Origin of the sequence: Thermicanus aegyptius DSM 12793, from assembly GCF_000510645.1 — a bacterium.
Classification (GTDB): Bacteria; Bacillota; Bacilli; order Thermicanales; family Thermicanaceae; genus Thermicanus; species Thermicanus aegyptius.
The window spans coordinates 3050442-3074539 of record NZ_KI783301.1 but is presented as its reverse complement, the minus strand read 5'-3'; the positions used below and the strand labels follow the sequence as shown (position 1 = coordinate 3074539).

Genomic DNA, 24098 nt, shown 5'->3' with positions numbered 1-24098 from the left:
ATAAATCATGCCTGGATGCTTATTGATCCACGGCTTTACCGGGAATCCGGAAGAAGTAAAGCCGTTGGGGGAAGAACTGGTGAAAAACGGGTATTTGATCGAGATCCCGGTGTTGGCCGGGCATGGAAATCGGGAAGAACTAAAGCGGGTAAAGTGGAAGGAATGGGTATACACGGCGGAAGATGCTTTAAATCGGCTGTATCGTCTTACCCCCGATGTGATGATCGTTGGGTTTTCCATGGGCGGCATGATTGCCGCCCATCTGGCCACCCGTTATCCGGTAACGAGGCTCGTCGTGTTAAGCGCTCCCCTTTTCTATCCCAATTTCCGGCAAATTTTTATGGACCTTTGGGAGGAAAGCCGGCTTCAAGGATGGAAAGTGCCGGTCAAATTGTGGGATTATTTATGGAAGCTGCTCACCATACCAAAACGACCCGTGTGGCAGTTTCACCAGTTGGTAAAGACGCTCAGCCGGGACCTTCCCCGGGTACAGATCCCGACATTGATCATTCATGGAAATCGGGATGACATCGTTCATCCGAAAAGCTCGCAGGAGATTTATAATCAAATCGCCGCGACGGAAAAACATCTCTATTTTTTACCCAATTCCAAACATATGATTTGCCGTGATCAGGAGGCAGCCCTATTGAAGGAGCTGGTTTTGCGTTTTGTCCCATCTCCGTTGAGCCGGCTTCCGTAAATCGCTTCAGAGCCACGAGATTACAAAGTGGGGGAAATTCTTTTCCCCTCCTTTTTGTGATATACTGGAAAAAAGGAAAGCGTGTGGGAGAAAGGGGAGCAAAGCATGAAAACAAACCGAAGAGAAGTCTCCCCCTTTTTTTATCCGGGAGATGAAAGGGGACTTTTACTGATTCACGGTTTTACGGGGTCTACAGCGGAAATGATTCCCATGGGTACGTTTTTTCATTCCAAGGGGATGACGGTTCATGGCCCGCTTCTTGCCGGACACGGAACCACCCCGGAGGAGATGGCGAAAACAGGTTGGAAAGATTGGTGGCAATCGGCCGTTCATGGATATGAGCGGTTAAAGGAAGCCGGATGCGAGCGAATTTATGTAGGCGGCCTTTCCATGGGCGGTCTTTTAGCCCTTCGACTGGCCAGGGAAAAAAAGGTTCAAGGAGCCATCTCCATGGCGGCTCCCATCCGCTTTCGGGATCGGACCGCACACTTTGCTTTTTTCATCCACCATTTTATCCCTTATGTGGGAAGAGGGCCTCAAAAAGCTCCCCATATCGAAGAGGTGATCGTTCCTTACGAAAAAATGCCGGTGAAATCGGTGGCAGAGTTAAAGCGGTTGATGCAAGACGTACGGCGAGGTCTGCCCGAGATCCGGACGCCGGTATTGATTGTCCAAGGGAAAAGAGATGAAACCATCTTTCCTACCGATGCGAAGATCATCTATGAAACAATCGGCTCTCAGCAAAAAGAGATCCATTATTACGACAATTCTTCTCATATTCTCGTCCTAGATCATGATCGGGAAAAAATTTTCCAGGATGTCTATGAATTCATCCAAAAATTAGAAGGGATGGAATAGATAAAATGATGGAAGAACGCCTGATGGATCTTATGCATCAGATTTCCTATAAACCCATGACCGTACAAGAATTGGAGAAGGCGCTTCACATCACCGATCCGGAAGAGTTTAAAGCGCTGGTGAAAATGCTGAACCGTTTGGAGAAAGAGGGGGAGATTGTTCAGACGCGTACCCACAGGTATGGTTTGCCGGAGCATATGAATCTCTTGAAAGGGCGGATACAGGGAAATGCGAAGGGTTTTGCCTTCCTAATCCCAGATGATCAAGATCAGGAAGATATATACATTAATGGAAGTGATCTAAATGGGGCATTAAATGGAGACACGGTGTTGGTACGAGTCAACCAAGCTCCTTTCGGCAAGCGAGTTGAAGGAGAAGTGGTTCGGATCCTAAAGAGGGCGAACCAGAGGATTGTGGGCACCTACCAGGATTCCGCCTATTTCGGTTTTGTCGTTCCGGATGACACGAGGATCACCGCGGATGTGTTCATCCCAAAGGAGATGAGCATGGGGGCGGTGGATGGGCATAAAGTGGTGGTGGAGATGACCAAGTTTCCCGACGGACGAAAAAACGGAGAAGGGCGTATCGTGGAAATCTTGGGACACAAGAATGATCCGGGAGTAGATATTCTCTCTATTATTCGCAAGTTTAACCTCCCGGAACAGTTCCCGGAAGAGGTCCTGAGGGAAGCGGAAGAAATTCCCGATCAGATCAGGGAGGAAGATTTAACAGGACGGCGGGATCTGCGGGAGCGTATCATCGTAACCATTGACGGGGAAGATGCGAAGGATTTGGACGATGCGGTAGAAGTAGAGCGATTGCCCAATGGGAATTACCTCTTAGGAGTACATATTGCCGATGTGAGTTATTATGTTCAAGAAGGCACAGCCCTTGATCGAGAAGCATACCAACGGGGGACAAGCGTTTACCTGGTTGACCGGGTGATTCCCATGTTACCCCATCGCCTTTCCAACGGAATTTGTAGTTTAAATCCAAAGGTGGACCGTTTAACCCTCTCCTGCGTGATGGAATTTACCGAACAAGGAAGCCTGGAACATTATGAGATTTTCCCCAGTGTGATCCGAACCAAGGAACGGATGACCTACACGGCGGTGAATCAAATCCTGGTGGAGCATGATAAAGGGATGACGTCCCGTTATGAGGAATTGGTTCCCCTCTTTCAACGGATGGAAGAACTTTCCCGTATCCTGAGAAGAGCCAGGGAGAAAAGGGGAGCCATTGATTTTGAATTGGATGAGGCCAAGGTGATCGTCAATGAAGACGGTAGACCGATCAATGTGTTGCTCAGGGAGCGGCAAGTGGCCGAGAAGCTGATCGAAGATTTTATGCTGGCTGCCAACGAAACGATTGCCGAGCATTTCTTTTGGCTGAAAGTCCCCTTCATTTACCGCATCCATGAAGACCCGGATCCTCAAAAGATGCAATCCTTTTTAGAGTTTATTTCTACCTTGGGATATCTCATCCGGGGTGGAACGGCAGCCCGCATCTCCCCCAAAGCCTTGCAGAGGGTTCTGGAAGAGGCAAAAGGAACCCCCGAAGAGAACGTGATCTCAACGGTTCTCCTCCGTTCCATGAAACAGGCTAAGTATGCCGACTACCATGCGGGTCACTTTGGATTGGCGGCAGACTATTACACGCATTTTACCTCCCCCATTCGCCGCTATCCTGATCTGATGGTACACCGCCTCATACGGGAGTATCTCTTCTCCGGGGAGGTGGATGAGGAGAGAATCGATGAGTTAAAGGAAAAACTCCCGGAGATTGCGAAACAATCCTCCGACCGGGAGCGGATCGCCATGGAAGCGGAGAGAGAGACGGATGCCCTGAAGATGGCCGAATACATGATGGATCATATTGGGGAGGAATTTGATGCCGTGGTCAGCGGAACAACCTCTTTCGGCCTTTTCGTGAAGCTGCCCAACACCATCGAAGGGATGATTCACGTCAGCTATTTAACCGATGACTACTACCATTATAACGAGAAACAATATGCCTTGGTTGGGGAAAGAACAGGGAAGACATACCGAATCGGGGACCTTGTTCGGGTCCGTTGTATCGCCGTTCATAAAGAGGAACGGACGATTGACTTTGAACTGGTTGGCGATAAGACGGAGGGAACCTGGAAGAGGAAGAAGACACCTAAGGTGATCCTCGCTCCTGGCAAAGAGAAAAAGGAAAAGCACACGTTTTCTCCTGTGGGAGGAAAGCTAAAGTCTTTGAATCACCAAATGGAGCGTAAGAAGAAAAAGAAGAGAAAAAAGGGGAAGAAATAATTCCCGGGGTGAACAGGGGAGCTCATCTTCGCCTGGATAAAAATAGTATTTGACGTTTTATCCATATATGATGTAAAATATAGTTTACGGATTCATCTAAGTACCGTTTGTCTTATCATTGTGAAGAAAGGGAGAAGGAAAATGGCAGACGGAAAAAAGGTGGTGGCACAGAACAAAAAAGCCCGACACGATTACTTTATTGAAGATACCTTCGAAGCAGGGATCGTCTTGGCTGGAACCGAGGTAAAATCGATTCGTCGGGGGAAAGTAAATTTAAAGGATAGCTTTGCCCGAATTAAAGACGGGGAAGCTTTCCTCATGAACATGCACATCAGTCCCTATGAACAAGGAAATCGCTATAATCAGGATCCTTTGCGTACTCGGAAACTGCTCCTACGGAAAAAGGAGATTTTCCGCCTGATGGGTCTTACAAAGGAAAAGGGATATTCCCTCATCCCGCTGGAGCTTTATTTCAAGGGAGGCTTTGCAAAAATCGAATTGGCTTTGGCTAAAGGGAAAAAGCTCTACGATAAACGAGAGTCCATGAAAGAGCGGGATTCCAAACGGGAGATCGAACGGGTCTTCCGGGAACGGCAGAAGGGATAATGAGACTGAAATGAAAGGAACCCCGCGATCCTGGTCCTTCCATCCAAACAGGGATCTGCAATCATCCTGGAGTGAAGGGGATATTCCCGATGGGGCGCCTGGATGGAGGGGAAGCGAACTCTCGACCAGCGAAGGGGAGAAATCGAAATGGATATCCGGCAATGGCGCTGTGGATATTGATAAGGGGAAATTTCCCTTTGCCACATCCGTAGAGGTATTTTATACTATAAGGTGTCACCTAAACGGGGGCGTTTTTGGATTCGACGGGGATTGTTCGAGCATTCGTAGCGAGCCGAGGGGCTGCGGACTCGTAAAAAACGCGGAAGCCAAGAATAACTGGCAACAATAATCGTTTAGCTTTAGCTGCTTAATCGCGGCTAACCTCTGCCACGCCATCGCCCATGTGGCGTGAACAGGGGCCACTTCAGTGGGATACGCAGTCTCCCTTCCGCCTGTAGGGAACTGAAGAGTTAAACCAGGCTAGCCTGAAGGAGATCCGGTTACAGGGAGCTGTGAGGGCGAATCTTAAAACTGTAACTGCGCTCGGAGAAACGGATGTGACGAGATCTTCGGACAGGGGTTCGACTCCCCTCGCCTCCACCAAATGAAGCTACATTATGTGCAGTTTGCAGATCACTTTAATGGGCTCTTCATAAATGGGGTACTTTTTTTGTTTTCCACAAACTGGCGGAACTGCAGAAAAATCTCGATAAGCGTTTTCTCGTCACTTATCGTTCTAAGGTTGTACGTTTATCATTCATGGAGGCGGGGCTCCAGCTCCGTTTTTTCTTTTTCGATATTCCCTAAATCTTCTGTTAATATCTTGGAAGCACAGCCGCTATCGAAAAGAATCTTGAGCGAATGAGGAACCTAAGTTTCTTTATACCAACTTTTTTGACAGTATCCTCGAAAGTTCAGTTGTAAATTTTGGTGAGTCATTGTGGTATAATAATTTTGAGGTGAAATTAATGAATGCAGGTAAGAGCATTTTATTAAAATTAATTGATGAAATTCCAGAAAATCAAGTACGAGAAGTTATTGATTATATTTTATTTTTAAAAAATAAGCAGAATAATCAGGTATTCAAGGATTTATTGTCTGCCGGTGAGAGCGGCATAGATTTTTGGGACAATGATATTGATGACGAGGTTTGGAATAATGTATAAACAGGGCGATATTTTATTAGTTCCTATTCCTTTCAGTGATTTGACTTCGAATAAAAAACGCCCTGTTCTTGTTTTATCTAATGATGATTATAACATCAGAACAGCGGATATAGTGGTTGCGGCTATTACTTCGAACTTAGCAGCAAAAGATTATATTGTGATGTTAACCGGTAGCGAACTTGATGAGGGAACCTTAAAGGTGGATTCCTGCATAAGGGTAGATAAAATTTATACCTTATCCCAAAGTATTGTAGATTCCAATTCTAAACAGTTTTTACTCCAAATTTATTTGATTCGTTGCCACCCTACCTCACCGCAACCGCGCGCAGTAAGCCGATCGAACTGCTTCTTTGGGATGCTTCAGCAGACCAGCACGGCATCTGATTCTACCACTAAGGGAATTCATCGTCGAATTAACTTCATGAACATGTCGGATCAAAGAATTAGATAATCCCCTCGACTCCATAAACCTTGTAAATAAGTAGCGCAGATGCAATGTAACGGGTGTGGAGAAAGAGGCGGCCACAGAAAGACCGTAGTGGTTTAGCTATCGGATGAACCAATGGGCCAAGGCGGAGCCTAGGATGACGAAGAGAATGCCCAGAAAATTGGTGCTTACCATATACAGAAGAGCCATGGTATTAAACCCTTGGCGGAACAGAAGAAGGCTTTCGTTCGCGAAAGAGGAAAAGGTGGTAAAGCCGCCTAAAAAGCCGGTGATAAGAAAGAGCCGCAGGTTCGTCGAAAGGGCTGTGGTCTCCACGCTCAGGGTAAAGATAAAGCCAATCAAAAGAGAGCCCACCAGATTAACCACCCATGTGCCCCATGGGAAAACCCCTCCGATTCGATCCCCGATAAAAAGCGTGACCAAGTACCGAGCGATTGCCCCTAAAGCCCCCCCTGTCGCAACGGCGATTAAAAACTGTAATTTTTCCACTCATATCGCTCCTTCATTTCACCGGAAGACTCCGGACAAAAACCTACCCCCAATTATATCTTATTTTCCTTTATTCGTGAAATGAGCCAAAAAAGAATAAAGAAGCGAGGGGTTTATTCCCATCTTTCCGGATGAAAGAACGTAGCTTCCACAGAAGAGAGGGTGAAAACCCCTCCAACGCTCCCGTATTCCCGGAGGAGTGTCTCTACTTTGGGAAGAAAAGAGTTAATTTTCTCTTCCGTATCGATGATGTGAATCATCACAGGAAGATAATGGAGTGCTTCAAATTTCAGAATCGATTGAATGCGTTTGCTTTTTCCAAACCCTGCAATGCCTCGAAAGACCGTAACCCCCAGCATGTTGTGTTCCCGGGCGTTTTGCAAAATGAGATGATGGAGGGGTTCCGATCGATGACGGTCCTGTTCATAAAGATAAATCGCCAATTGTTTCAGGGGACGTTCCGTTTTTTGATAATAAAAGGGGGAAGGGAATTTTTTTTCGGTCTTCAGCTCATTCATGAGCGGCTCCTTTTTTTTCATCACCCTTTTTAACCAGGCGCCTGCCATCCAGGAAGTAAGGACGGAGAGAAAGATAAACATCGTGAAAAGATCACCGTTAATCACTTCTGCCTGGTAGGCGACGGATGCCACGATGATTCCAGGACCGCCTCTCGCATTTAAGGCTGCCGCGAAATTCAGGGCACTCCTGGGAGATTGCCCGTTGAAACGGGCTCCGAACCATGCTAGGAGGATTTGTAAAATCGTAGCAGAGATAAAGAGGAGTAGAAAATCAAGAAGGGGAAACGGATGACGTAAGTCAATCTGGAAACCCACCAATGCAAAATAGATCGGAACGAAGATGGACATCGAGATGGCATGCAAGCTTTTCCCTAAGGTGAATTGTTTCGCATCGACGATGGTGCGCATCAAGATCCCCGTGATCAATGCGCCAAGGAGGATATCCATCCCTAGGGAACTGATCATGCTGGAGAAAAACCATAAAAAAACAAGGGAGAATGCGATCGCTCCTTCTTCGTGGATGGCGATGGGAAACCGGGGAAATTTTGAGCTTCCATTTCTCCACAGAATAACCCCAATGAGCAGGATGAGAAGAAGGATGGGGACGAAATAGGCGTACAGCGAAGGAACGAAAAGAGTGGTTCCCAGAGAAACGCTCAAAGCGACCGATAAAATCCCCCACAAGATTAAATCATGAAATCCTGCAATAATTAAAATGATTTTCGCAAATGAGGTGTGTGAGATGTGCAGATCAAGAAATATCTTGGAAATCACGGGGATGGAAGTGAGGGAAAAGATGATTCCCATGACCAAGGAAAAAGAAAGTTCGTTTCCGGAAGCCCCCATATAATGACGCCAAGGGAAAAGGTCGCTATAAAAAAAACCGATGGAAAAGGGAAGGATCGTCGTTGCGAGTAACAAGGTGGTGATCAGTTTTCCTTCCCCTCTATAGAAACGGAATTGCATATCGTACCCCGTTACAAAAAGGAGAAGAGCAAAGCCGAGCCAGTAGAGGACAGAAAGAAGCTGATCCTCTCCTTTAATCCCTGCAAAAAGCCATTGCCATAAATCCGGGGCCACCATCCCGAAGAAAGAAGGCCCTAGGAGGATTCCTGCCCCGATCTCCCCCACGACCCTAGGAGAACCGATTTTCTCCATCCACATCCCGAATAGGCGAGCACAAAGAAGGAGAGTCGAAGCGGCCAGGAGAAGATGAACCACTTCCGTGCTGGTTAATGACACGTACAAGCACCTCTTTCAGACGAAGTATGTGTATTATCCTATGAGTTGTTTGCTCATGTTGTATGGTTAAGGGACTATAGCCGGTCGTTTTCGGGCGAGAATAGGTATTTTTTCCAGTTGGGATAGGTCTTTACGTTGGGGTGATACTAAAAACTGCCTAAAAAAGAGTATGAACAAGGAGTGATAGGTGTGAAGAAGAGATTATCCCTCATCATGGCTCTTTTGCTCAGTTTAACGGTGGCTGCTGAGGCGAAAAGTGCCCCATCGACTATGAACGTAGACCTTTCCCCTGCGCCTACCTCGGTCGGGCGCGCATTTGATGATGATTGCGTCAAGAAAGTGGAATATTCCGAAGCCCAAAAAAAAGTATTGGATAAAGCCTATGAGCAGCTCTATCAGGATTATGAGAGGCTCTTTCAGTCCTATGTAGAATTTGGGGCGATGGAAAAAGGACAGAAGGAGAGGCATCTCCGGATGCTTAAAGAGTATATCGCCCGGGTTAAGAACCATCATTATATGTGGTGCAATGATGATGACGAATGGGATGAGGATGATCGTTGGACAGAAGGAGATGTTGGATCGTGGAAATTGGAGAATAAAGAGAACATCCATAGGGACCGAACGGAGAGTGGGAATGTAAAGTTCGGAACCCAGGATAAGAAAGGAGGGGATAAAGACCACCCTAAGAAAAAGGAATGGGAAAAAGGAGAGAAGAGAAGCAAGGAAAAGTGGCGACGGGACGATGACCGATGGGAGCGGGACGACGATCGATGGGAGCGAGACGATCGATGGGAGCGAGACGATCGATGGGAACGGGATGATGATCGATGGGATCGGGATTAAGAGCAAGGAGATAAAGCCCTGTTCAACTGTACAGGGCTTTATCTATTCTTCCTTCATCAAGGACCATTTCCGGTGAAGGGCGTAACGAAGCCATGTTCCCGCAATCCAGGAGGTTACGAGGGAGAGCATCACAAAGATGGCGAAAAGATCCTGGTTAATAATTTTCGCCTGGTACGCTACCGTGGCCAGCACGATTCCTGGCCCTCCCCGGGCATTTAAGGCAGCTGCAAAATTGAGGGAAGTAAGAGGGGTCTGCCCCATCCATTTCGCTCCCAGCCAAACCAGCGAGCCTTGAATGAGGGTGGCTAGAAAGAGGATCAGGAGAAAGGAGAAGAGAGGAAAATGGTGAAGTAGGTCAAGCTGGAATCCCACCAGTGAAAAATAAAGGGGAATGAAACTGGACAAGGAGACCTTCTTTAACAATTCCACCATTTTTCCGGTTTTAACCGATGCGTTTTCCACTCTTCGCACGAATAAACCGGCGGCCAAAGCGCCAAACATCATATCAATGCTCAATAAACCGGCCAGGCTCACGGAAACCCAAAGAAGGATCATGGTCGAAGAGAGGCTGTTCTCCTCCGAAGCCAACGACCATCTGAATCGTGAAATTAGGTTGGGGAGAAACCAGGCAAAACTAAGGATAAACCCTGTTGTGGTAATGAGGGGGGTAAGGAGGGAGTAAGATCCATAGCCCTCATGAACCAGTGCCGTAGCAAAGGCAAGGATCACCCATAAGAAAAGGTCATGTATTCCGGCGATGGTTAAATTAATCTGGGCAAATGAGGTGTGGGATATTCCCAGATCAAAGAAAATTTTTGAGATGACGGGTATGGAGATGACGGCGAAAGCGATTCCCATGACCAGAGAGAACGCCAATGGGTTCTTGGCTTCTCCAAAAAAGACCTCCCAATGGAAGAGATCTGTAAATATAATCCCGGTTAGAAAAGGGATTGTCGTCGTGAGCAGGACAAGGGTCGCCGTTAATCGGCTGTATTCCTTTTTCCATTCCAATTTGAGTTCAACGCCGGAGATAAACATGAGCAAGGAAAATCCCAACCAATAGAGGACAGAGAGGAGAAGATCTTCCTCCAATACACCTGTGAAGATAAATCGCCATAGATCAGGAAGAAGCCACTCCAGGAGGGTTGGGCCGAGGAGGATTCCTGCGCCTATTTCTCCGATCACCCGGGGGGACCCCAGCTTCTCCATAATCCAACCGAAAAGGCGGGCAAAAGCTAACAAAATCGAAGCGGCCAGCAATACGTGGATCACTTCTTGGTTTTGTAAGATCATCGCAAAACCCCCATCATTTATATCCATTCGCCTCCTATATCGTATGATGTGCTTTCTCGTTTCGAACGGGCTGTTTACCCAATACGAAATGGGCTCCCGGAAAATGGGGGGGCTTGTACGGGACCTCTTTTGGAACGAAGGGAAACGGAGTGAATAGGATAGAGTATACATTCCGGTAAAGGGAAAAAGGAAAGTTCAAAGGGGAAAACCTTAGGTGGACAATACAAGGGGGGATTCCCATGGGGGAGAAGAATTCTTTTTTTGACCAGAATCATCTGAACGAACTATTCGCCCAATTACAGAGAATGATGAACGGGGACTTTTGGGGTGCTATCACTGATCTTCAGCGATCTCGCATGAATAGCTTTTCATCGCCTTTCTCATTTCCTTTTCCCGGAATGGACATGGATCAATTGGGGAAGATGCTGGACCAACTCCGGTCCATGACAGGAGAGACGGTACAGGGAGCCCCTTTTACCGAAGAGATCAGGACCAACTTGAAGGAGAGTTTCCCCGTTCAACTTTGGGAATCGAGAGACAAATTTTATCTACAAGCTTTTCTTCCTGGACTGAAAAGCGAGCAGGATGTTCAGTTTACCCTCAAGGATCCGACAACCCTGCTCGTTAAAGTAAAGTTTCCCAGTTTAAAACCGCAGCAGGAGAGCCGCCTCGTCCACTCCGAATTTCCTCATCATGAGGTGAACCGTTCCATCCGTTTACCCTATCCTGTAAGCACAAAACACTACTCAAGCCATTATGTAAAAGGCATTTTTACCATGATCCTCGATAAGGAGGGAGAACGGGAGGATGAGTGGATTTTCGACGGGGAGGAATGAGGGGGAGGTTCTTTCATGATGTTAAGGTTTTGACAAATCGCCTAAGCCTCTTCATTCCTTCCTTCAAGTGATCCATGCTTGCAGCATAGGAAATCCGGACATACCCTTCTCCGTACGGGGAGAAGGCACTTCCCGGGACGACGGCCACTTGTTCTTTCTCCAGCAGTTTTTCTGCGAATTCCCATGAAGTAAGGGAAAAGGAACGGATCGAGGGAAAAAGATAAAAGGCGCCTTCTGGTTTGGTCACGGGAAGGCCCATGCCGTTCAATTCTTCCCACACAAAATCTCTTCGTTTCCGGTATTCCTCCCGCATTCCCTCAGGATCTCCGAGCCCGTTCTCCAGGGCTTCCAAGGCGGCGTATTGGCTGATGGAAGAGGCGCAGGTGGCGTTGTATTGGTGTACTTTAAGCAGATGGCGGCTTATCTCTTCAGGTGCGGCGGTGTATCCGATGCGCCATCCGGTCATGGAGTGGGATTTGGACAATCCGTTGATTAAAATCGTCTTCTTTCGCATGCCTGGAAAAGAGGCGATGGAGCGGTGCGTTCCCTCATAGATTAATTCACTATAAATTTCATCGGAGAGGAGAAAAATCTCCCGATCCTCCAAAAGGTCAGCAATTTTTTTCAATTCGCCGCCAGGCAGAACTCTTCCGGTCGGGTTGGACGGATAAGGAAGGAGTACCAATTTCGTCCGCTCCGTAAGGAGAGGTTCTAAAGTTTCCGCCGTCATCAAGAAGTGATGATTCCGCGTATCAAGGTAAATGGGACGAGCCCCGGCCAGGAATATGAGGGGTTCATAGCCGGGATAGATGGGGCCGGGGAGAACCACCTCATCTCCTTCGGTGAGAAGGGTGCGGAGGGTGATGTCGATGGCTTCGCTCGCCCCGTTCGTGACGATGATCTCGCCTTCCGGATCATAGGAAAGTCCATAGCGGGCGTGAAGGAAACGAGAGATGGCTTGGCGGAGGGGCAGAATCCCGGCATTCGGGGTATAGGTGGTATGGTTCTCCCGGATAGCCAGGACCCCTGCCTCTTTCACATGTTCCGGCGTGGGAAAGTCGGGTTGTCCCAATGTTAAGGAGATGGCATCGGGATATTGGGATAATCGGTTAAAAAACTTGCGGATGCCTGAGATTTGGATTTCCCGGACACGGGGATTTAACTTCTCTTCCAATGGATTGCCTCCTGCGAAAAGGTATAGTTCTATTTTAGGAAAGAGCAAGGGGAAAAGGAAGAGTGTTTAATGGATACCAAAGAAAAAACCCGGCATATCTCCAGGTTTTTTCATGAAGAGAGAGATCGGATGGGAAAATCACAATGGGTCCGGTCTTCTACGATTCCGATCTTGGAGCAGGCAGATGTTGCTCCAGCCGATCCACCCTTCTTTCCAGACGGTCCAGACGCTGGTCTAATTGGGCTACTCTCCTCTCCAGGCGGTCTACCCGTTCCATCAGATGACGCCCGGGCATACCGTCAGGCATGGGATATGGTGGCATGGGAGGATGGGGTGGAAAATGGGGATAGATTGGCGTCGGCATATGAGGGGTTGGCGTGGGAATGAAGAGACGCTGTCCTACCTGTAAATTGGGCGAAGTCAAGTTGTTCGCTTCCATAATCGACTGATACGTGGTGCCAAATCGATTGGCAATGCTCCACAGGGTGTCGCCGGGTTGGACCGTGTAATACACACATAAACCCTCCTTTTGATTTCAATAAGAATTTCTTTTGAAATGGGATTCCATATTAAGATATAGAGTGGGCGGGATAAATGTGCATCCTGCACGAGCCCATTTCACCATTTGCCTGCCATCTTTTAAAAAATCATGTGCTGCCCACCTCGCCGGATGAGCAGCACATCTTTTGTAACCCTTTCGATTGCCCGTTTATATGCGGAAATACCGGTTTAGATCCTCTTTAGGAATCCCGTATCCCACGAGGAAATCGCCAAATTCGCCGAAGCGGGCGCTCACCTCGTCGAACCGCATCTCATAGACGATCTTTTTGAACTGGAGAGGATCCTCGGCAAAGAGGGTAACGCCCCATTCCCAATCATCCAATCCGACGGAACCGGTGACGATCTGCTGTACCTTGCCTGCATATTTTCTTCCGATCGCCCCGTGGTTTTTCATCATGCGGATCCGTTCCTCGGTAGGCAGCATGAACCAGTTCTCGTTTCCCTGCCGCTTTTTGTTCATGGGATAGAAACAGATGTGTTTATCCTTGGAGAGGATCGGGTAGAGACGGGATTTTACGGTGGGATCCTTTTCCGGATCGCCGGTGTATCCACCCAGCTCCACGATGGAGACATAGGAGCGGGTCGGGTAAAGGTACTGGGCGAGCCGGCTTTTATTCACCTCGTTTTCAATCTCGTTTAACTCCTTTAAGGTAGGACGCATATGGAGAAAGAGGAGATCCGCCTTATGTCCGACGATGGAGTAGAGGCCATAGCTTCCCTTGCCTTGATCTTCGATATCCTGCCAGCCGTGCAGAAATCCCTCAAGCGTATGGAGGACCTCCGCCCGTTCCTCATCCGAAGCGGCCTTCCATGCCTGCCAATCCATGGTGCGAAAATCGTGCAAGGTATACCAGCCTTCAATCGTATGTGCTGCTTCGCTCATTCTGCCACCTCTATTCATAAGAATTATTCTCACTACGGATTCATTTTAACACGTTATAAAAAAGTAAGCCAGAAAACCGGAGGGCTTGCTCTCGGGATGAATGGCCTTTAAGATAAAAAATGAATTTGATGGGAAGGAGTTTAGAGGAACGTGGGGAATATAGAGTAAAGGACGCATGAAGCATCATGAATAAATCGGACTGTGGCATGGGGATGGCCCGGCGTGGGGAGAATCGGAATAAGGTCAAGTGGAAGCGGGCTGTGAGGAGAAACAGAGTGTCCGTAAAAGGGGAGGATGGCAGGATGGGAAGACTTCAGCTTCATGAGGTGGTTTCAGCGATTCAGCATGAAAAGCCGGAAGTGTACGGTTTCGCCGAGCTCACCCGGTATGCGGTTCTACTTCCCCTCGTGGAGAACGAGGGTGAAGTGGAGGTTCTCTTTGAAGTCCGGTCCCTCTCTTTACGCAGGCAGCCGGGAGAGATCAGCTTCCCGGGCGGGAAGATGGAAAATGGGGATGGAAGCCCCAAGACGACGGCGGTACGGGAGACGGCGGAGGAACTTGGCCTTCCCCGGGAAGAGATTGAGGTGATTCATGATCTGGGTGTCATCGTTCCCCCGTACCAGATGGCGATTCATACCTTTGTAGGCATTTTGAAAAGGGCGGAGCTTATCTCCTTTAATCCGGAGGAGGTGCAGGAGGTTTTCACCGTCCCTTTGGAGACCTTGCTCGCCCAGGAACCGGAGGTTTATGAATTAGACCTTCGCCTGATTCCCGACAAGAATTTTCCTTACCAGCACATTACAGGTGGGAAAGAGTATCGTTTCCGTCGCAAAAAGATCCCCGAGTACTTTTTCTTCTATAAGAATTATGTCATTTGGGGCCTCACGGCCCGGATTCTCCAGCAATTTCTGCAGTTGGTAAAAAAGAATATTTGACATTCTCCGTAACATGGGTAAAATAAAGTATGTGACTTTTCGCCGAGTTAGTTAAATGGTATAACGGCGCACTCGTAATGCGTAATTGGGAGTTCGATTCTCCCACTCGGCACCATACATAGGAAAAAGAGGCATTCCTTCGTGGAATGCCTTTTATAGTGCTTTTCACCTGTTTGCTTTTCATCCCTTCCGTCGCGCTGGAAAGCGGAGCGTCTTATCCCCATCATTTCACCGACCTGCAGCTTTTCCCCTAACGGTTATGTTTGGCATGCTCCCCCTGGCTGTACTATAATGGGCTTATGGCTAAAGGGGGTGAGTTCAGTGAGCGACCCGTTCAAATTAACATCGCTTTCTTCCAAATCCGGCTGAGGCTGTAAAATCGGTCCGGAGGACCTGACGCAGGTTCTGCGTCATTTACCGAGAGGAACACCTCATCCCGATCTACTCGTCGGGTTGGACACCGCGGATGATGCAGGAATTTACAAACTCTCCGATGATTTGGCCCTCGTGCAGACGGTCGATTTCTTCACGCCCATTGTGGATGATCCCTATATGTACGGACAGATCGCGGCGGCCAATGCGTTAAGCGATGTTTATGCGATGGGAGGAAAGCCGGTCACCGCTTTAAATATTGTAGGATTTCCGATCAGCAAGGTGGAGAAGAGGATCTTAGCCGAGATCCTCCGAGGCGCGGCCGATAAACTACAGGAGGCGGAGGTAACGCTCCTGGGCGGCCATTCCATCGACGATGAGGAACCGAAGTTCGGCATGGCGGTAACCGGCCTCATCCATCCGGCAAAGATATGGACCAACGCAGGGGCATGTCCGGGCGACCTCCTCATCCTTACGAAGCCCATCGGGATCGGCGTCTTAACCACCGCCATCAAAAGGGAGAAACTGGATCAGGAAAGCATTGAGCAGGTGATGAAGTTGATGGCCACCCTCAATCGGGAGACGGCCGAAATCGCTCGCCGTTATCCGGTTCATGCGGCCACAGATGTGACGGGATTTGGACTCCTGGGACATGCCTCAGAGATGGCGCGGGGGAGTTCGGTAGGAATGGAAATCGCCTTCTCCCGGGTACCCATCCTTCCCAAGACGAGGGAACTGGCGGAGCAGCAGGTTTTTCCCGGGGGATCGAAAGCAAATTACCGCTGGTTAAGGGATAAAGTGGATTATGAACGGGAGATCGATGAAACGGACCGTCTCATCCTCTCAGACGCCGTTACCTCCGGAGGGCTTCTTTTGAGCCTGCCCCCTGAAGAAGGGTGGAAGATGGTGAAGGAGATGAACCGGCAGGGGATTGGTGCCGTGGCCATCGGGAGGGTCGTTTCCGAGCATCCGGGCATCATCCATGTGGTGAAGGAGCTCACCCTCTAGGAGCTCCTTCCTTTTATCTTTCCGGTCTCCCTTGTTGCATGCGCACCCCCATCAAAGTTGAATAGGCTCTTCGGTATTTTCAGCCGCAGTATCTCCTTTTTTCGTAATCATCCCATTCCCCGAAAAGAGTCTCCTCCCCAGGTTGAGGGCGGAGATGGCTCCACCATATGGCCCCAAATCTTGGGGCATCCCGGCGACCTCCGCATGTTTCTCTTTTGTAACTGCCGTATTGTAGAATAAACGTATCTTAGGAGAGGAGGATTCGGGATGGAGCGAACGATTGAAGTTCATGAGGTGGTGCTGCTGCCCAATGGGGAGAGGATGGGGTACCGGACGGCGGGGGAGGGAGAGGAGCTCTTGCTCCTCATTCATGGCAACATGACCTCTTCCCGGCATTGGCAACCGGTCTTAATGGCCATGCCCGAGGGAGTTCGGATGGTGGCGGTCGACTTAAGGGGATTTGGTTTATCTACGTACCATAAGCCGATCGACTCTCTTTTTGATTTCGCCGCGGATGTAAAGGCTTTCGTAGATCTTCTGGGTTTAAAGGACTTCACCATCGCCGGCTGGTCCACCGGCGGAGGGGTGGCGATGGAGTTTGTGGCCAATTTTCCGGGATATGCAAAGAAGTTGATCCTCCTGGAGAGCGTGGGGTATACAGGCTACCCCATCTTTCGGAAGAATGAGAGAGGGGAGGAGATTCCGGGGGATTACCTGACGACGAAGGAAGAGATCGCCAACGATCCGGTGAAGGTGATTCCCATAGTAAATGCCTATGCGAACCGGGATAAAGAAACCCTGCGCATGATTTGGAACGCCGTCATCTATAACCGGAATCAACCGGATCCGGAGGAATATGAAGCCTATCTGGAAGATATGCTGACCCAACGGAACCTGGTCGATGTGGATTACGCCCTCGCCTCCTTCAATATGGGGCACGGGTTTAACGGGGTAACCGAAGGAAGCGGCCGGATCGACCGGATTGAGATTCCCACCCTCGTCTTATGGGGCAAGCAAGATCTGGTCGTTCCCGAATATATGGCCACATCCACCGCACTGGCGATTGGTGAGAATGCGAAGCTCGTGATCAAAGAAAATTGGGGCCATTCTCCCATTGTGGATGATTTGCCGGGATTGGTGGAGATCATGGTGGAATTTATCCGTTCCTAGAGGAAATGCCGGTTAAAGCGGATTTGATTTCATCCTACGTGGAGATCCCCCGCTTGAGGGGATCTTTTTTTGTTTATATGGGAGGAGATTGTTTTATCCATTCCATGAGTTATCAGGATTTGGTTCGAGAAGCCGGACCCTGTTTCATGATCCCGCGTATCGCAAAAAACCACCAAATGATCAAGTATAAGAAAAAGAGTAAAAGCAACCAGGCATAAGGATCGCCTCGCACAATCCCGTTTATGAAATGTTCCCATTCATTTTCGTTTTCGGGCCGATAAAAACTGTAACTAAAGGCGAGGGGTAGAAACGAAATGGTTCCTACGACGGCTATAGTCGACCAGAGGCGGGGGATCACCCCTTTGATTAAAACCAAGATTCCGTACACCAAGGTTAGAGCGAAGAACGTGTAATAGATGAACCATACATAATCGGGTAACGGCATTTTCTTTTCTCCTTTATCTGGGCAGAATGATGAAATCCTGTACTTTTACTTCCTTATTTGGCAGTAAGCGTTGTGCCAGTTTCTTCCCGTCGTGAATTGAGAAGACCCCTATTATTCCATTAAAACTTTTGTGGTTGTAAGATGGCAATTGGGATAAAACATAGATTCGATCATTAAAGAATTCGGCACTATTATACGGAAAATGAAATCGGTAATTCGCTATTATGTTCAAGCTTTCATTCATTCTTAGCAATCCTGCTTCATGCGTAACATTGTCTCCGTAAGAAACGTATAAATTGTTTTCGAAAAGATAAAAGTGATCGGGTTGGATAGTTGAATTGGGAAGCTCAATGTACTTCACACTCCAGTCCCGAGTATCTACAGCAGAAACATGCCGTTTTGTGCTTAAAACAATGTAGTGACGGTAATGAACGATGTCAGATGCAAAAGAATCATTCAAAGATATGGTATGGATGATTTTTCCATCATTTATATTGATCACATAGAGAACGGATTTCTTTTTTTCTACGATATCCGAAAACAGGTAAATATGGTTTCTGTCGATAAGTGCTTGAAGAAGAAATGGTGGTAACTGAATGGAATGTTCTTTATCTTTGAAGGTATATTCCAGTCGATTTTCTTTAAAATCAATGTTAAGTCCCTTAAGTATCGTTTGTTTATGATCTTCAAATAAACTGAGTGGGGCTTTTAAATTCCGCATTTCCAACAACCTCATTGTTTCATAATCAAATCGATAAAGTTGATCTACTCGATCTGACCACATCCATATTTCCCGTTCATTTTCGCTTGATTGTTCCATCTTTAAAATACCTGCTGCTTTAATTTTAGCGGATGTGATTTTATCATTTGAAATCTTGACGAAGTATGATTTGTTATAAAAAGGATGTGAATAAATAATTCCTATTGGAACATCAATTTGTCCTTCATTTTTAGCATTAATGTACTCGAATTCCACAGTTGTTCCGGCCGATGGAGAATAACCTACATTATTCATAACGTTGTTGGAATTTTTGTACGCAATATATGCAATTATACCTGCAGTTATGATAATCACTGCAGGAAAAAGCCATAATCCTTTTTTCATCATTACCTCCAGTGATCGTTGACTTTAAAAAGTAAGCGTGATTTCCATGTAGGAGAAAATCACGCTATCTTAATTTTATTGAATGAAGAATCGGTAAGTTAAGTCGCTATCTTCCAAATCAGACGGAAGTACATAATACCCACCATCTGGGTCTAAATCATACCCTTGTTGATTCCAGGCGTACCAGACTAACTTTGAGCAATACCATCTGGTCGTGTCATCTTTACTAGTCGTGAGCGAATATGGTTCTCCTATTTGGCGTTGAGCGACGTCTTCGGCATAATCATAATCATCTTCACTTGCACCTGTTACCCAAAAACCACGTGCATCTATAAAGCGACTAGCCCAGTTGTTCACATAATATCGGACACCATCATCAGGCCATGCTTCGATAATATATGTGTTATCCCACCTCACAATTGCAGCGTGTCCGTGATGCCAACCGCTGGTTTTATTGTCGTATGTGACTAAAATATCCCCCTCTGTTCCAACTTGACCAGAGTAACTTGGTACGTACCTAGGAGAGTTCAACTCCTCAGACATAATTTTTTCGTATTTCTGAGGAGCGTTTTTCTTCAATTGATTCAATACCTTCACATACTCCTTCGGCGACACGCTCTTTGTTTCATTTCTCTTTTTTTCTACCACAATCAAATCTTCTTGCAACTCCTTAAGCGCCTGATCCTTATCAAACTTATTTGGTTCTTCAGCGTACATTGGTTGCGAAAGCATCATCAACAGAAGTGAAAGAAAAATAGTTACTCCCAATTTACCCTTTTTGAAAAAGACATTTTTCATTTTAAGTCTCCTTTAAATGTTTTTTTAATTATTTCCCATCGATCGGATCGTCCTCATGAGGGAATAATTGAGTTGAACCGGTACCCTTACCTGTAATAACCTTAATATCATCTGTGGTGTAAGTAGCAGAGAAGAGAAAAAAGGCGATGATGAACATAGAAATAATGATTTGTCGCATCTAAATCTAACAATCACCTCAGTTCTTTGGTATAATAAAGTTATAGGGTCTTATTTGAGTTGAGTCCGTATAATTGGTGTAAAATCAATCGTTCAGCTGGGTGACATAATACACAGGTGCCACCCCCGCCCTTCTCTGGTAGAATGAGTTTGTGAACAAAATCTACAGGGAGGTATGGAGATGGCACAATATAATATTACCTTGAACGATGAAATTTTGAAAGATCTATTTTCTGGAGATAAGGGGGTGGCTGTCTTACTAGAACAGGTGCTGAATCAGGTTCTTCAAGCCCAGGCCACTGAGCAGTTGAATGCAGAGCCCTACGAACGGTCTGAAGATCGTCAGGGTTATCGCAATGGTACTCGCCCCCATCCCATCACGACCCGCGTCGGTACGCTGGTATTGCGGGTGCCACGACTCCGTAGCGGCAAGTTTTCCACAGAGCTTTTTGCCCGTTATCAGCGCAGTGAACAGGCACTTTTACTGGCGATGATGGAGATGGTTATTAATGGTGTATCCACAAGGAAGGTAGCCGCTATCACGGAGGAGCTATGTGGAGAAGAGTTTTCCAAGTCTACCGTATCGGAGCTCTGTAAACGATTGGACCCCGTTGTCCAAGGATGGAACGAACGAAGCCTGAAGGACAAGGAATACCCCTTTGTGATCGTGGATGCCATGGTGCTAAAGATTCGTGAGGATGGCAGGGTGCGCTCGAGGGCTGCTTTGATTGCTACTGGTGTGGGTGAAGACGGATACCGTGAAGTGCTAGGAATGCGCATCGGGGATAGCGAGTCTGAAGCCAGTTGGAGTGCGTTTTTCGGCTGGTTGAANGACCGAGGNCTGCATGGTGTGGATATCGTTGTCTCTGACAGCCACAGCGGGCTTGTGAAAGCCCTACACACCCAGTTTCAAGGCTGTACCTGGCAACGATGCCAAACGCACTTTATGCGCAACTTCTTGGACGCCGTGCCTAAGAGTTTACAGGAGGAGCTGTATGGGAAAATGCGGGCCATCCTTGATGCGCCAGATGTGAAGACAGCCCGTTTGTTGATGGAGCAGGTTGTGAAAGAGTACAGCGATAGAGCACGAAAAGCTGTGGATATCCTCGAGTCGGGCTTTGATGACATCACGGCAGTACTGGAGCTGCCAGAACGGTACAGGAAACGTCTCCGTACTACCAACGGTCAGGAGCGTCTTAATGAGGAAATTCGCAGGCGAGATCGGGTGATTCGAATCTACCCGAATCGAGACTCGGCGATACGGCTTCTAGGTGCCTTGCTGATGGAGATTGACGAGAAATGGCAATCTGGTCACCGGTACTTTGACATGGAAGACTATTACGTCTGGCGGGAGGAGCGTAGGAAGAAGGAGGTGGCGGAGTCACAGCAGAGCGTCCGAAAGGTTAGTTAACATAATGCAATCACCGGGGAGGGGAGAATTTACACCACAATTAGGACTTGACCCTTATTTGTTATGCTCTGTGTTCATAATATCATGCAAAAATGTGAACGTCCACATGAAAGATTGCAGAAAAGAAAAAGAAAATTGTGAACATCATCGACGACAAGGAGGAGTTTGATGAATTCCATTGGAAAAAACATTCGCGATTATAGGAAGAAAAGAGGATTTACCCTTGAAGAATTGGCGGATGAGATATGTAATCCGGATACACTATGGAGAATCGAAAAAGGTCATTCCACTCCCTCACTTCCAATTTTAGAAAAAATCAGTGAACGTTTATCGATCCCTATAGGGTTTCTTCTTCTTCCTTCAGGAGAATCTCCCCAAATGAAAGATATTCAACGGATGATGGATCTTTGCAGGGAATTGGATTATTATGAAGAATACGAGTTATTAGACGATGTGGTCAGACATCTCAAAGAACTGGTGAAAGGAATGAGGGAGACTCCCAAATCTATTTATATCTATATTAAGTGGTATGAGGCCATTCTAATGTTCCGGAAGGAAGGGGATCTTTCTAAAGCGGAATATCTTCTCCGAGAACTCTTATCTCTTTCCCCGATGCCGATTACAGAACTAGAAATAGGAATTTCCAATTCATTAGGGCTTGTGCTGATGAAGTTATCTCGGGATACTGAGGCGGAGGAGATTTTCCTACAGGCTTTACGAAGCCTTGAAGAAATCCCATATTTGAAAGATCGAAGTCTTTATCCTAAAATTGGCTACAATTTATTATCGGTCTGGTACCGTAATAGTAGATACGATGATCTTTTAAAAGCGGGATATGCCATTCTCTACGATCTTATACGAAACCAAATACTGTACCAATTGGGAGAATACCACCACTTGCTTTCCCTCACCCACGAGATGAAAGGAGAATTGAGAGAAGCAATAAACCTGATGCGGAAGGCAGTATACATCTTTTATACAGAAGGGCGATATGAACTTTATGTCCGGGCCCTCCGAGCCTTAGCTGATGTTCAGTTGAAAAATGGGGAGATAGATGAAGGGAAGAGAAATCTAGAGAAAGTGGAAAAAGAACTTCCTCTTCTACCTGATGCAAATCCAATGAAAAAGAAGATTTATGAAAAATTGTTTGAAACAAAAAGAAAATACAATGTGAGTTAAGAAAAAAATTCATGATGTAGGATTGGCAAGCATTGATGTAAATTACTGATCACTGTCCTGAATCTTCCGAAAAACTGTTTTGCCGGACATTTTGACTGCTTGGCTGGAGGGCAGGAACCGTGGGAGCATCGTCGGACCACAGGTTCCACTTTCGAAATAGCCAGAATACCGAAAAGAGAGCACTGAGACCTAAGATAACGAACGTAATCTGAACACCGACGAAGTGCTGAATCAACGGGACCAGAAACTTCGATGCGACCGAAGGGATGCTGTAAAGCAGCAAGATGATCCCGTTGATGCGTCCGAAGGCTTCGGCAGGGATAAATTTCACCATCATCATCGAATCGGTTGTACCCAATATACCATCCATGATGTATTGTAGGATCACGGCAAACAAAACAATTGGAAGGATAGGTACGGGCAACAGAAATAATGTGATTATCGAGCCAACCACCGTAATGGTTAATAACCAACGCAAGTCGAGCTTCTTTTGTTCACTGGCAAACAAAGAACCTGCTAATGTGGCTAGGTTTACGATTATCCATACGGAGCTTACGTATTGAGCGGAAAGATCCCAAAAATTGCGCAGGTAATAGATAATCAGGGCCTCAATCGTCGTCGCGAAAGTAAGGGGAAACAGAACAAATAAATAATTAAAGATTTGTGGCTGTTTCCGCAAGATCATCCACCCCTCGGCGAGATCTCGGAAAAAAAAGAAGCCTACATTACCCGCTCGAGGAGAAGGATCTGGTGGATGGGCGCCGAGCCACCAGACGATGATCGGGGCGACGTATGTGAAGAGGTTGATCCAGAGAAGCCATACGTACCCGATGAGTGGAAGACCGATCGTCACAAATAGAGGTCCTAAAATCGTTGAAGCGACATAGAGCGTGTTAAGGCTGCCTCTCGCTTTCACCGCATGCTCCCCGAACATTCTTGGGACTCCCGCCATCCATCCTCTCCGGTAAGCGTTTCCACCGAGTTGGACCAACAGTGCAAGCGCCATGAGCGGGATTAAGGCGATGTTCTCTTCTCCACCCCCTAAGGCGCCCATGGCCATCAGGTTGATCCCGAGTGCCGCGATCAGCTGTACTCCAAGCCCTGGGATCACCAATACCTTGGAGCCAAAGCGATCGGCGAGGACCCCGAAAAGCGGCGCCGTTAAAAAGCTTAGGGGTAGGGTGGCGGCTAAAAAGGACATAACCGTAAGTGACTGGGTTAGATCATAAGCCAGTAAAGGGAGGACCACGTTGTAGATGGAGTTGCCCACATTGTCGATGAAGTTTCCACTGGCAAAGAGAAGAAACCGTCTGTCCCGCCAAGGGGACCATTCTGTCACAGTTTTCATAGGCGACGCAATAAACCCCCCTCTGATACGGACAAGACCGGAGTTGATTGTAAACCTGGACGTGGAAGATAGATGACGTGAAGATAGGCAAGCGCTCCCGTTATCCTGCGATCGTTATTTATAAAGTAACATTAATCAATTAAAAACTTAACAAATGATACAAAGAGAATATATCCAAACAAATATGAATTGTCAAGTGATATAGATTATTTTATTGTATTTTATGATGGCTTATTATC

Annotated in this window: 24 protein-coding genes, 1 tRNA gene and 1 other RNA gene; 15 read left to right on the top strand and 11 right to left on the bottom strand. The window is 47.1% G+C overall.

What is annotated here, in order from left to right; translation table 11 throughout:
- Positions 1-7: 7 nt before the first annotated feature.
- The 7 genes from THEAE_RS0116445 to THEAE_RS22740 all read left to right on the top strand — a co-directional run bounded on the left by THEAE_RS0116445 (position 8) and on the right by THEAE_RS22740 (position 6075).
- Positions 8-700 carry an alpha/beta hydrolase gene (locus tag THEAE_RS0116445; RefSeq protein WP_028988186.1) on the top strand — a complete coding sequence of 231 codons (693 nt, stop codon included), beginning with the start codon at positions 8-10 and terminating at the stop codon, positions 698-700.
- 105 nt (positions 701-805) lie between these two features.
- The gene (locus THEAE_RS21475; RefSeq protein WP_039944518.1) at positions 806-1558 is read left to right on the top strand and encodes an alpha/beta hydrolase; all 753 of its coding nucleotides are present in this window, start codon (positions 806-808) and stop codon (positions 1556-1558) included.
- Between the two features lie 8 nt (positions 1559-1566).
- Entirely contained in the window at positions 1567-3852 is a 2286-nt protein-coding gene (rnr, locus tag THEAE_RS0116435; RefSeq protein ID WP_084213666.1) for a ribonuclease R, read from the top strand.
- A 141-nt stretch (positions 3853-3993) separates the two neighbouring features.
- The gene (gene smpB, locus THEAE_RS0116430; RefSeq protein WP_005588343.1) at positions 3994-4458 is read left to right on the top strand and encodes an SsrA-binding protein SmpB; all 465 of its coding nucleotides are present in this window, start codon (positions 3994-3996) and stop codon (positions 4456-4458) included.
- A 244-nt stretch (positions 4459-4702) separates the two neighbouring features.
- Positions 4703-5061: a transfer-messenger RNA gene (gene ssrA, locus THEAE_RS22745) on the top strand.
- A 365-nt stretch (positions 5062-5426) separates the two neighbouring features.
- Entirely contained in the window at positions 5427-5624 is a 198-nt protein-coding gene (locus THEAE_RS0116420; RefSeq protein ID WP_028988183.1) for a DUF2281 domain-containing protein, read from the top strand.
- The gene (locus tag THEAE_RS22740) at positions 5617-6075 is read left to right on the top strand and encodes a type II toxin-antitoxin system PemK/MazF family toxin (RefSeq protein ID WP_005583011.1); all 459 of its coding nucleotides are present in this window, start codon (positions 5617-5619) and stop codon (positions 6073-6075) included. The genes THEAE_RS0116420 and THEAE_RS22740 overlap by 8 nt, the downstream gene beginning before the upstream one ends.
- Positions 6076-6171: 96 nt before the next feature.
- Here the strand turns inward: THEAE_RS22740 and crcB are convergent, their stop codons facing one another.
- Entirely contained in the window at positions 6172-6561 is a 390-nt protein-coding gene (gene crcB / locus THEAE_RS0116410) for a fluoride efflux transporter CrcB (RefSeq protein ID WP_028988182.1), read from the bottom strand.
- 113 nt (positions 6562-6674) lie between these two features.
- Positions 6675-8321, bottom strand: coding sequence for a DUF190 domain-containing protein (locus THEAE_RS0116405; RefSeq protein ID WP_005583014.1), 1647 nt, complete (start codon positions 8319-8321; stop codon positions 6675-6677).
- 189 nt (positions 8322-8510) lie between these two features.
- Between THEAE_RS0116405 and THEAE_RS22275 the strand changes: the two genes are divergently transcribed.
- Positions 8511-9164: a hypothetical protein gene (locus THEAE_RS22275; RefSeq protein ID WP_005583015.1), complete on the top strand. Its 654-nt coding sequence runs from the start codon at positions 8511-8513 to the stop codon at positions 9162-9164.
- 42 nt (positions 9165-9206) lie between these two features.
- On the opposite strand, the gene THEAE_RS21460 is transcribed toward THEAE_RS22275, so the two are convergent.
- Positions 9207-10457: a cation:proton antiporter gene (locus tag THEAE_RS21460; RefSeq protein ID WP_051431007.1), complete on the bottom strand. Its 1251-nt coding sequence runs from the start codon at positions 10455-10457 to the stop codon at positions 9207-9209.
- 239 nt (positions 10458-10696) lie between these two features.
- Here THEAE_RS21460 and THEAE_RS0116390 point away from each other — a divergent pair, with 239 nt between their 5' ends.
- Positions 10697-11293: an Hsp20/alpha crystallin family protein gene (locus THEAE_RS0116390; RefSeq protein ID WP_005583017.1), complete on the top strand. Its 597-nt coding sequence runs from the start codon at positions 10697-10699 to the stop codon at positions 11291-11293.
- Between the two features lie 13 nt (positions 11294-11306).
- Here THEAE_RS0116390 and THEAE_RS0116385 read toward each other — a convergent pair whose 3' ends face one another.
- From THEAE_RS0116385 to hemQ, 3 genes are all read right to left on the bottom strand, one after another.
- A complete protein-coding gene (locus tag THEAE_RS0116385; RefSeq protein WP_005583018.1) occupies positions 11307-12467 on the bottom strand; it encodes an aminotransferase A in 1161 nt (386 codons plus the stop codon).
- Positions 12468-12624: 157 nt separating this feature from the next.
- The gene (locus THEAE_RS22735; RefSeq protein WP_005583019.1) at positions 12625-12981 is read right to left on the bottom strand and encodes a LysM peptidoglycan-binding domain-containing protein; all 357 of its coding nucleotides are present in this window, start codon (positions 12979-12981) and stop codon (positions 12625-12627) included.
- Positions 12982-13176: 195 nt separating this feature from the next.
- Complete coding sequence (hemQ, locus tag THEAE_RS0116375) at positions 13177-13911, bottom strand: hydrogen peroxide-dependent heme synthase (protein ID WP_005583020.1); 735 nt, start codon at positions 13909-13911, stop codon at positions 13177-13179.
- Between the two features lie 302 nt (positions 13912-14213).
- Between hemQ and THEAE_RS0116370 the strand changes: the two genes are divergently transcribed.
- The 3 genes from THEAE_RS0116370 (at position 14214) to selD (ending at position 16226) form a co-directional block, all read left to right on the top strand.
- On the top strand, positions 14214-14846 hold the full coding sequence (locus THEAE_RS0116370) for an NUDIX hydrolase (RefSeq protein ID WP_039945399.1): 633 nt from the start codon (positions 14214-14216) through the stop codon (positions 14844-14846).
- A 41-nt stretch (positions 14847-14887) separates the two neighbouring features.
- Positions 14888-14961 (top strand) — tRNA-Thr (locus tag THEAE_RS0116365).
- Between the two features lie 176 nt (positions 14962-15137).
- Positions 15138-16226 carry a selenide, water dikinase SelD gene (gene selD, locus THEAE_RS0116360; RefSeq protein WP_084213588.1) on the top strand — a complete coding sequence of 363 codons (1089 nt, stop codon included), beginning with the start codon at positions 15138-15140 and terminating at the stop codon, positions 16224-16226.
- 51 nt (positions 16227-16277) lie between these two features.
- Here selD and THEAE_RS23155 read toward each other — a convergent pair whose 3' ends face one another.
- A complete protein-coding gene (locus tag THEAE_RS23155; protein WP_156920656.1) occupies positions 16278-16415 on the bottom strand; it encodes a hypothetical protein in 138 nt (45 codons plus the stop codon).
- A 78-nt stretch (positions 16416-16493) separates the two neighbouring features.
- Here THEAE_RS23155 and phaZ point away from each other — a divergent pair, with 78 nt between their 5' ends.
- The gene (gene phaZ, locus THEAE_RS0116350) at positions 16494-17396 is read left to right on the top strand and encodes an intracellular short-chain-length polyhydroxyalkanoate depolymerase (protein ID WP_028988178.1); all 903 of its coding nucleotides are present in this window, start codon (positions 16494-16496) and stop codon (positions 17394-17396) included.
- Between the two features lie 112 nt (positions 17397-17508).
- Here phaZ and THEAE_RS0116345 read toward each other — a convergent pair whose 3' ends face one another.
- The 3 genes from THEAE_RS0116345 to THEAE_RS21455 form a co-directional block, all read right to left on the bottom strand.
- Positions 17509-17841: a hypothetical protein gene (locus THEAE_RS0116345; RefSeq protein ID WP_005583025.1), complete on the bottom strand. Its 333-nt coding sequence runs from the start codon at positions 17839-17841 to the stop codon at positions 17509-17511.
- Positions 17842-17854: 13 nt separating this feature from the next.
- Positions 17855-18946, bottom strand: coding sequence for a hypothetical protein (locus tag THEAE_RS0116340; RefSeq protein WP_005583026.1), 1092 nt, complete (start codon positions 18944-18946; stop codon positions 17855-17857).
- A 75-nt stretch (positions 18947-19021) separates the two neighbouring features.
- Complete coding sequence (locus tag THEAE_RS21455; protein ID WP_051430850.1) at positions 19022-19744, bottom strand: YiiX/YebB-like N1pC/P60 family cysteine hydrolase; 723 nt, start codon at positions 19742-19744, stop codon at positions 19022-19024.
- A gap of 358 nt (positions 19745-20102) precedes the next feature.
- On the opposite strand from THEAE_RS21455, the gene THEAE_RS0116325 reads away from it, so the two are divergent.
- Together THEAE_RS0116325 and THEAE_RS0116320 are read left to right on the top strand one after the other, a co-directional pair.
- Positions 20103-21332 carry an IS256 family transposase gene (locus tag THEAE_RS0116325; protein WP_028988177.1) on the top strand — a complete coding sequence of 410 codons (1230 nt, stop codon included), beginning with the start codon at positions 20103-20105 and terminating at the stop codon, positions 21330-21332.
- 168 nt (positions 21333-21500) lie between these two features.
- On the top strand, positions 21501-22511 hold the full coding sequence (locus THEAE_RS0116320; RefSeq protein WP_005583680.1) for a helix-turn-helix domain-containing protein: 1011 nt from the start codon (positions 21501-21503) through the stop codon (positions 22509-22511).
- A 49-nt stretch (positions 22512-22560) separates the two neighbouring features.
- Here THEAE_RS0116320 and THEAE_RS21450 read toward each other — a convergent pair whose 3' ends face one another.
- Positions 22561-23859: an MFS transporter gene (locus tag THEAE_RS21450; protein ID WP_005583681.1), complete on the bottom strand. Its 1299-nt coding sequence runs from the start codon at positions 23857-23859 to the stop codon at positions 22561-22563.
- Between the last annotated feature and the right edge of the window lie 239 nt (positions 23860-24098).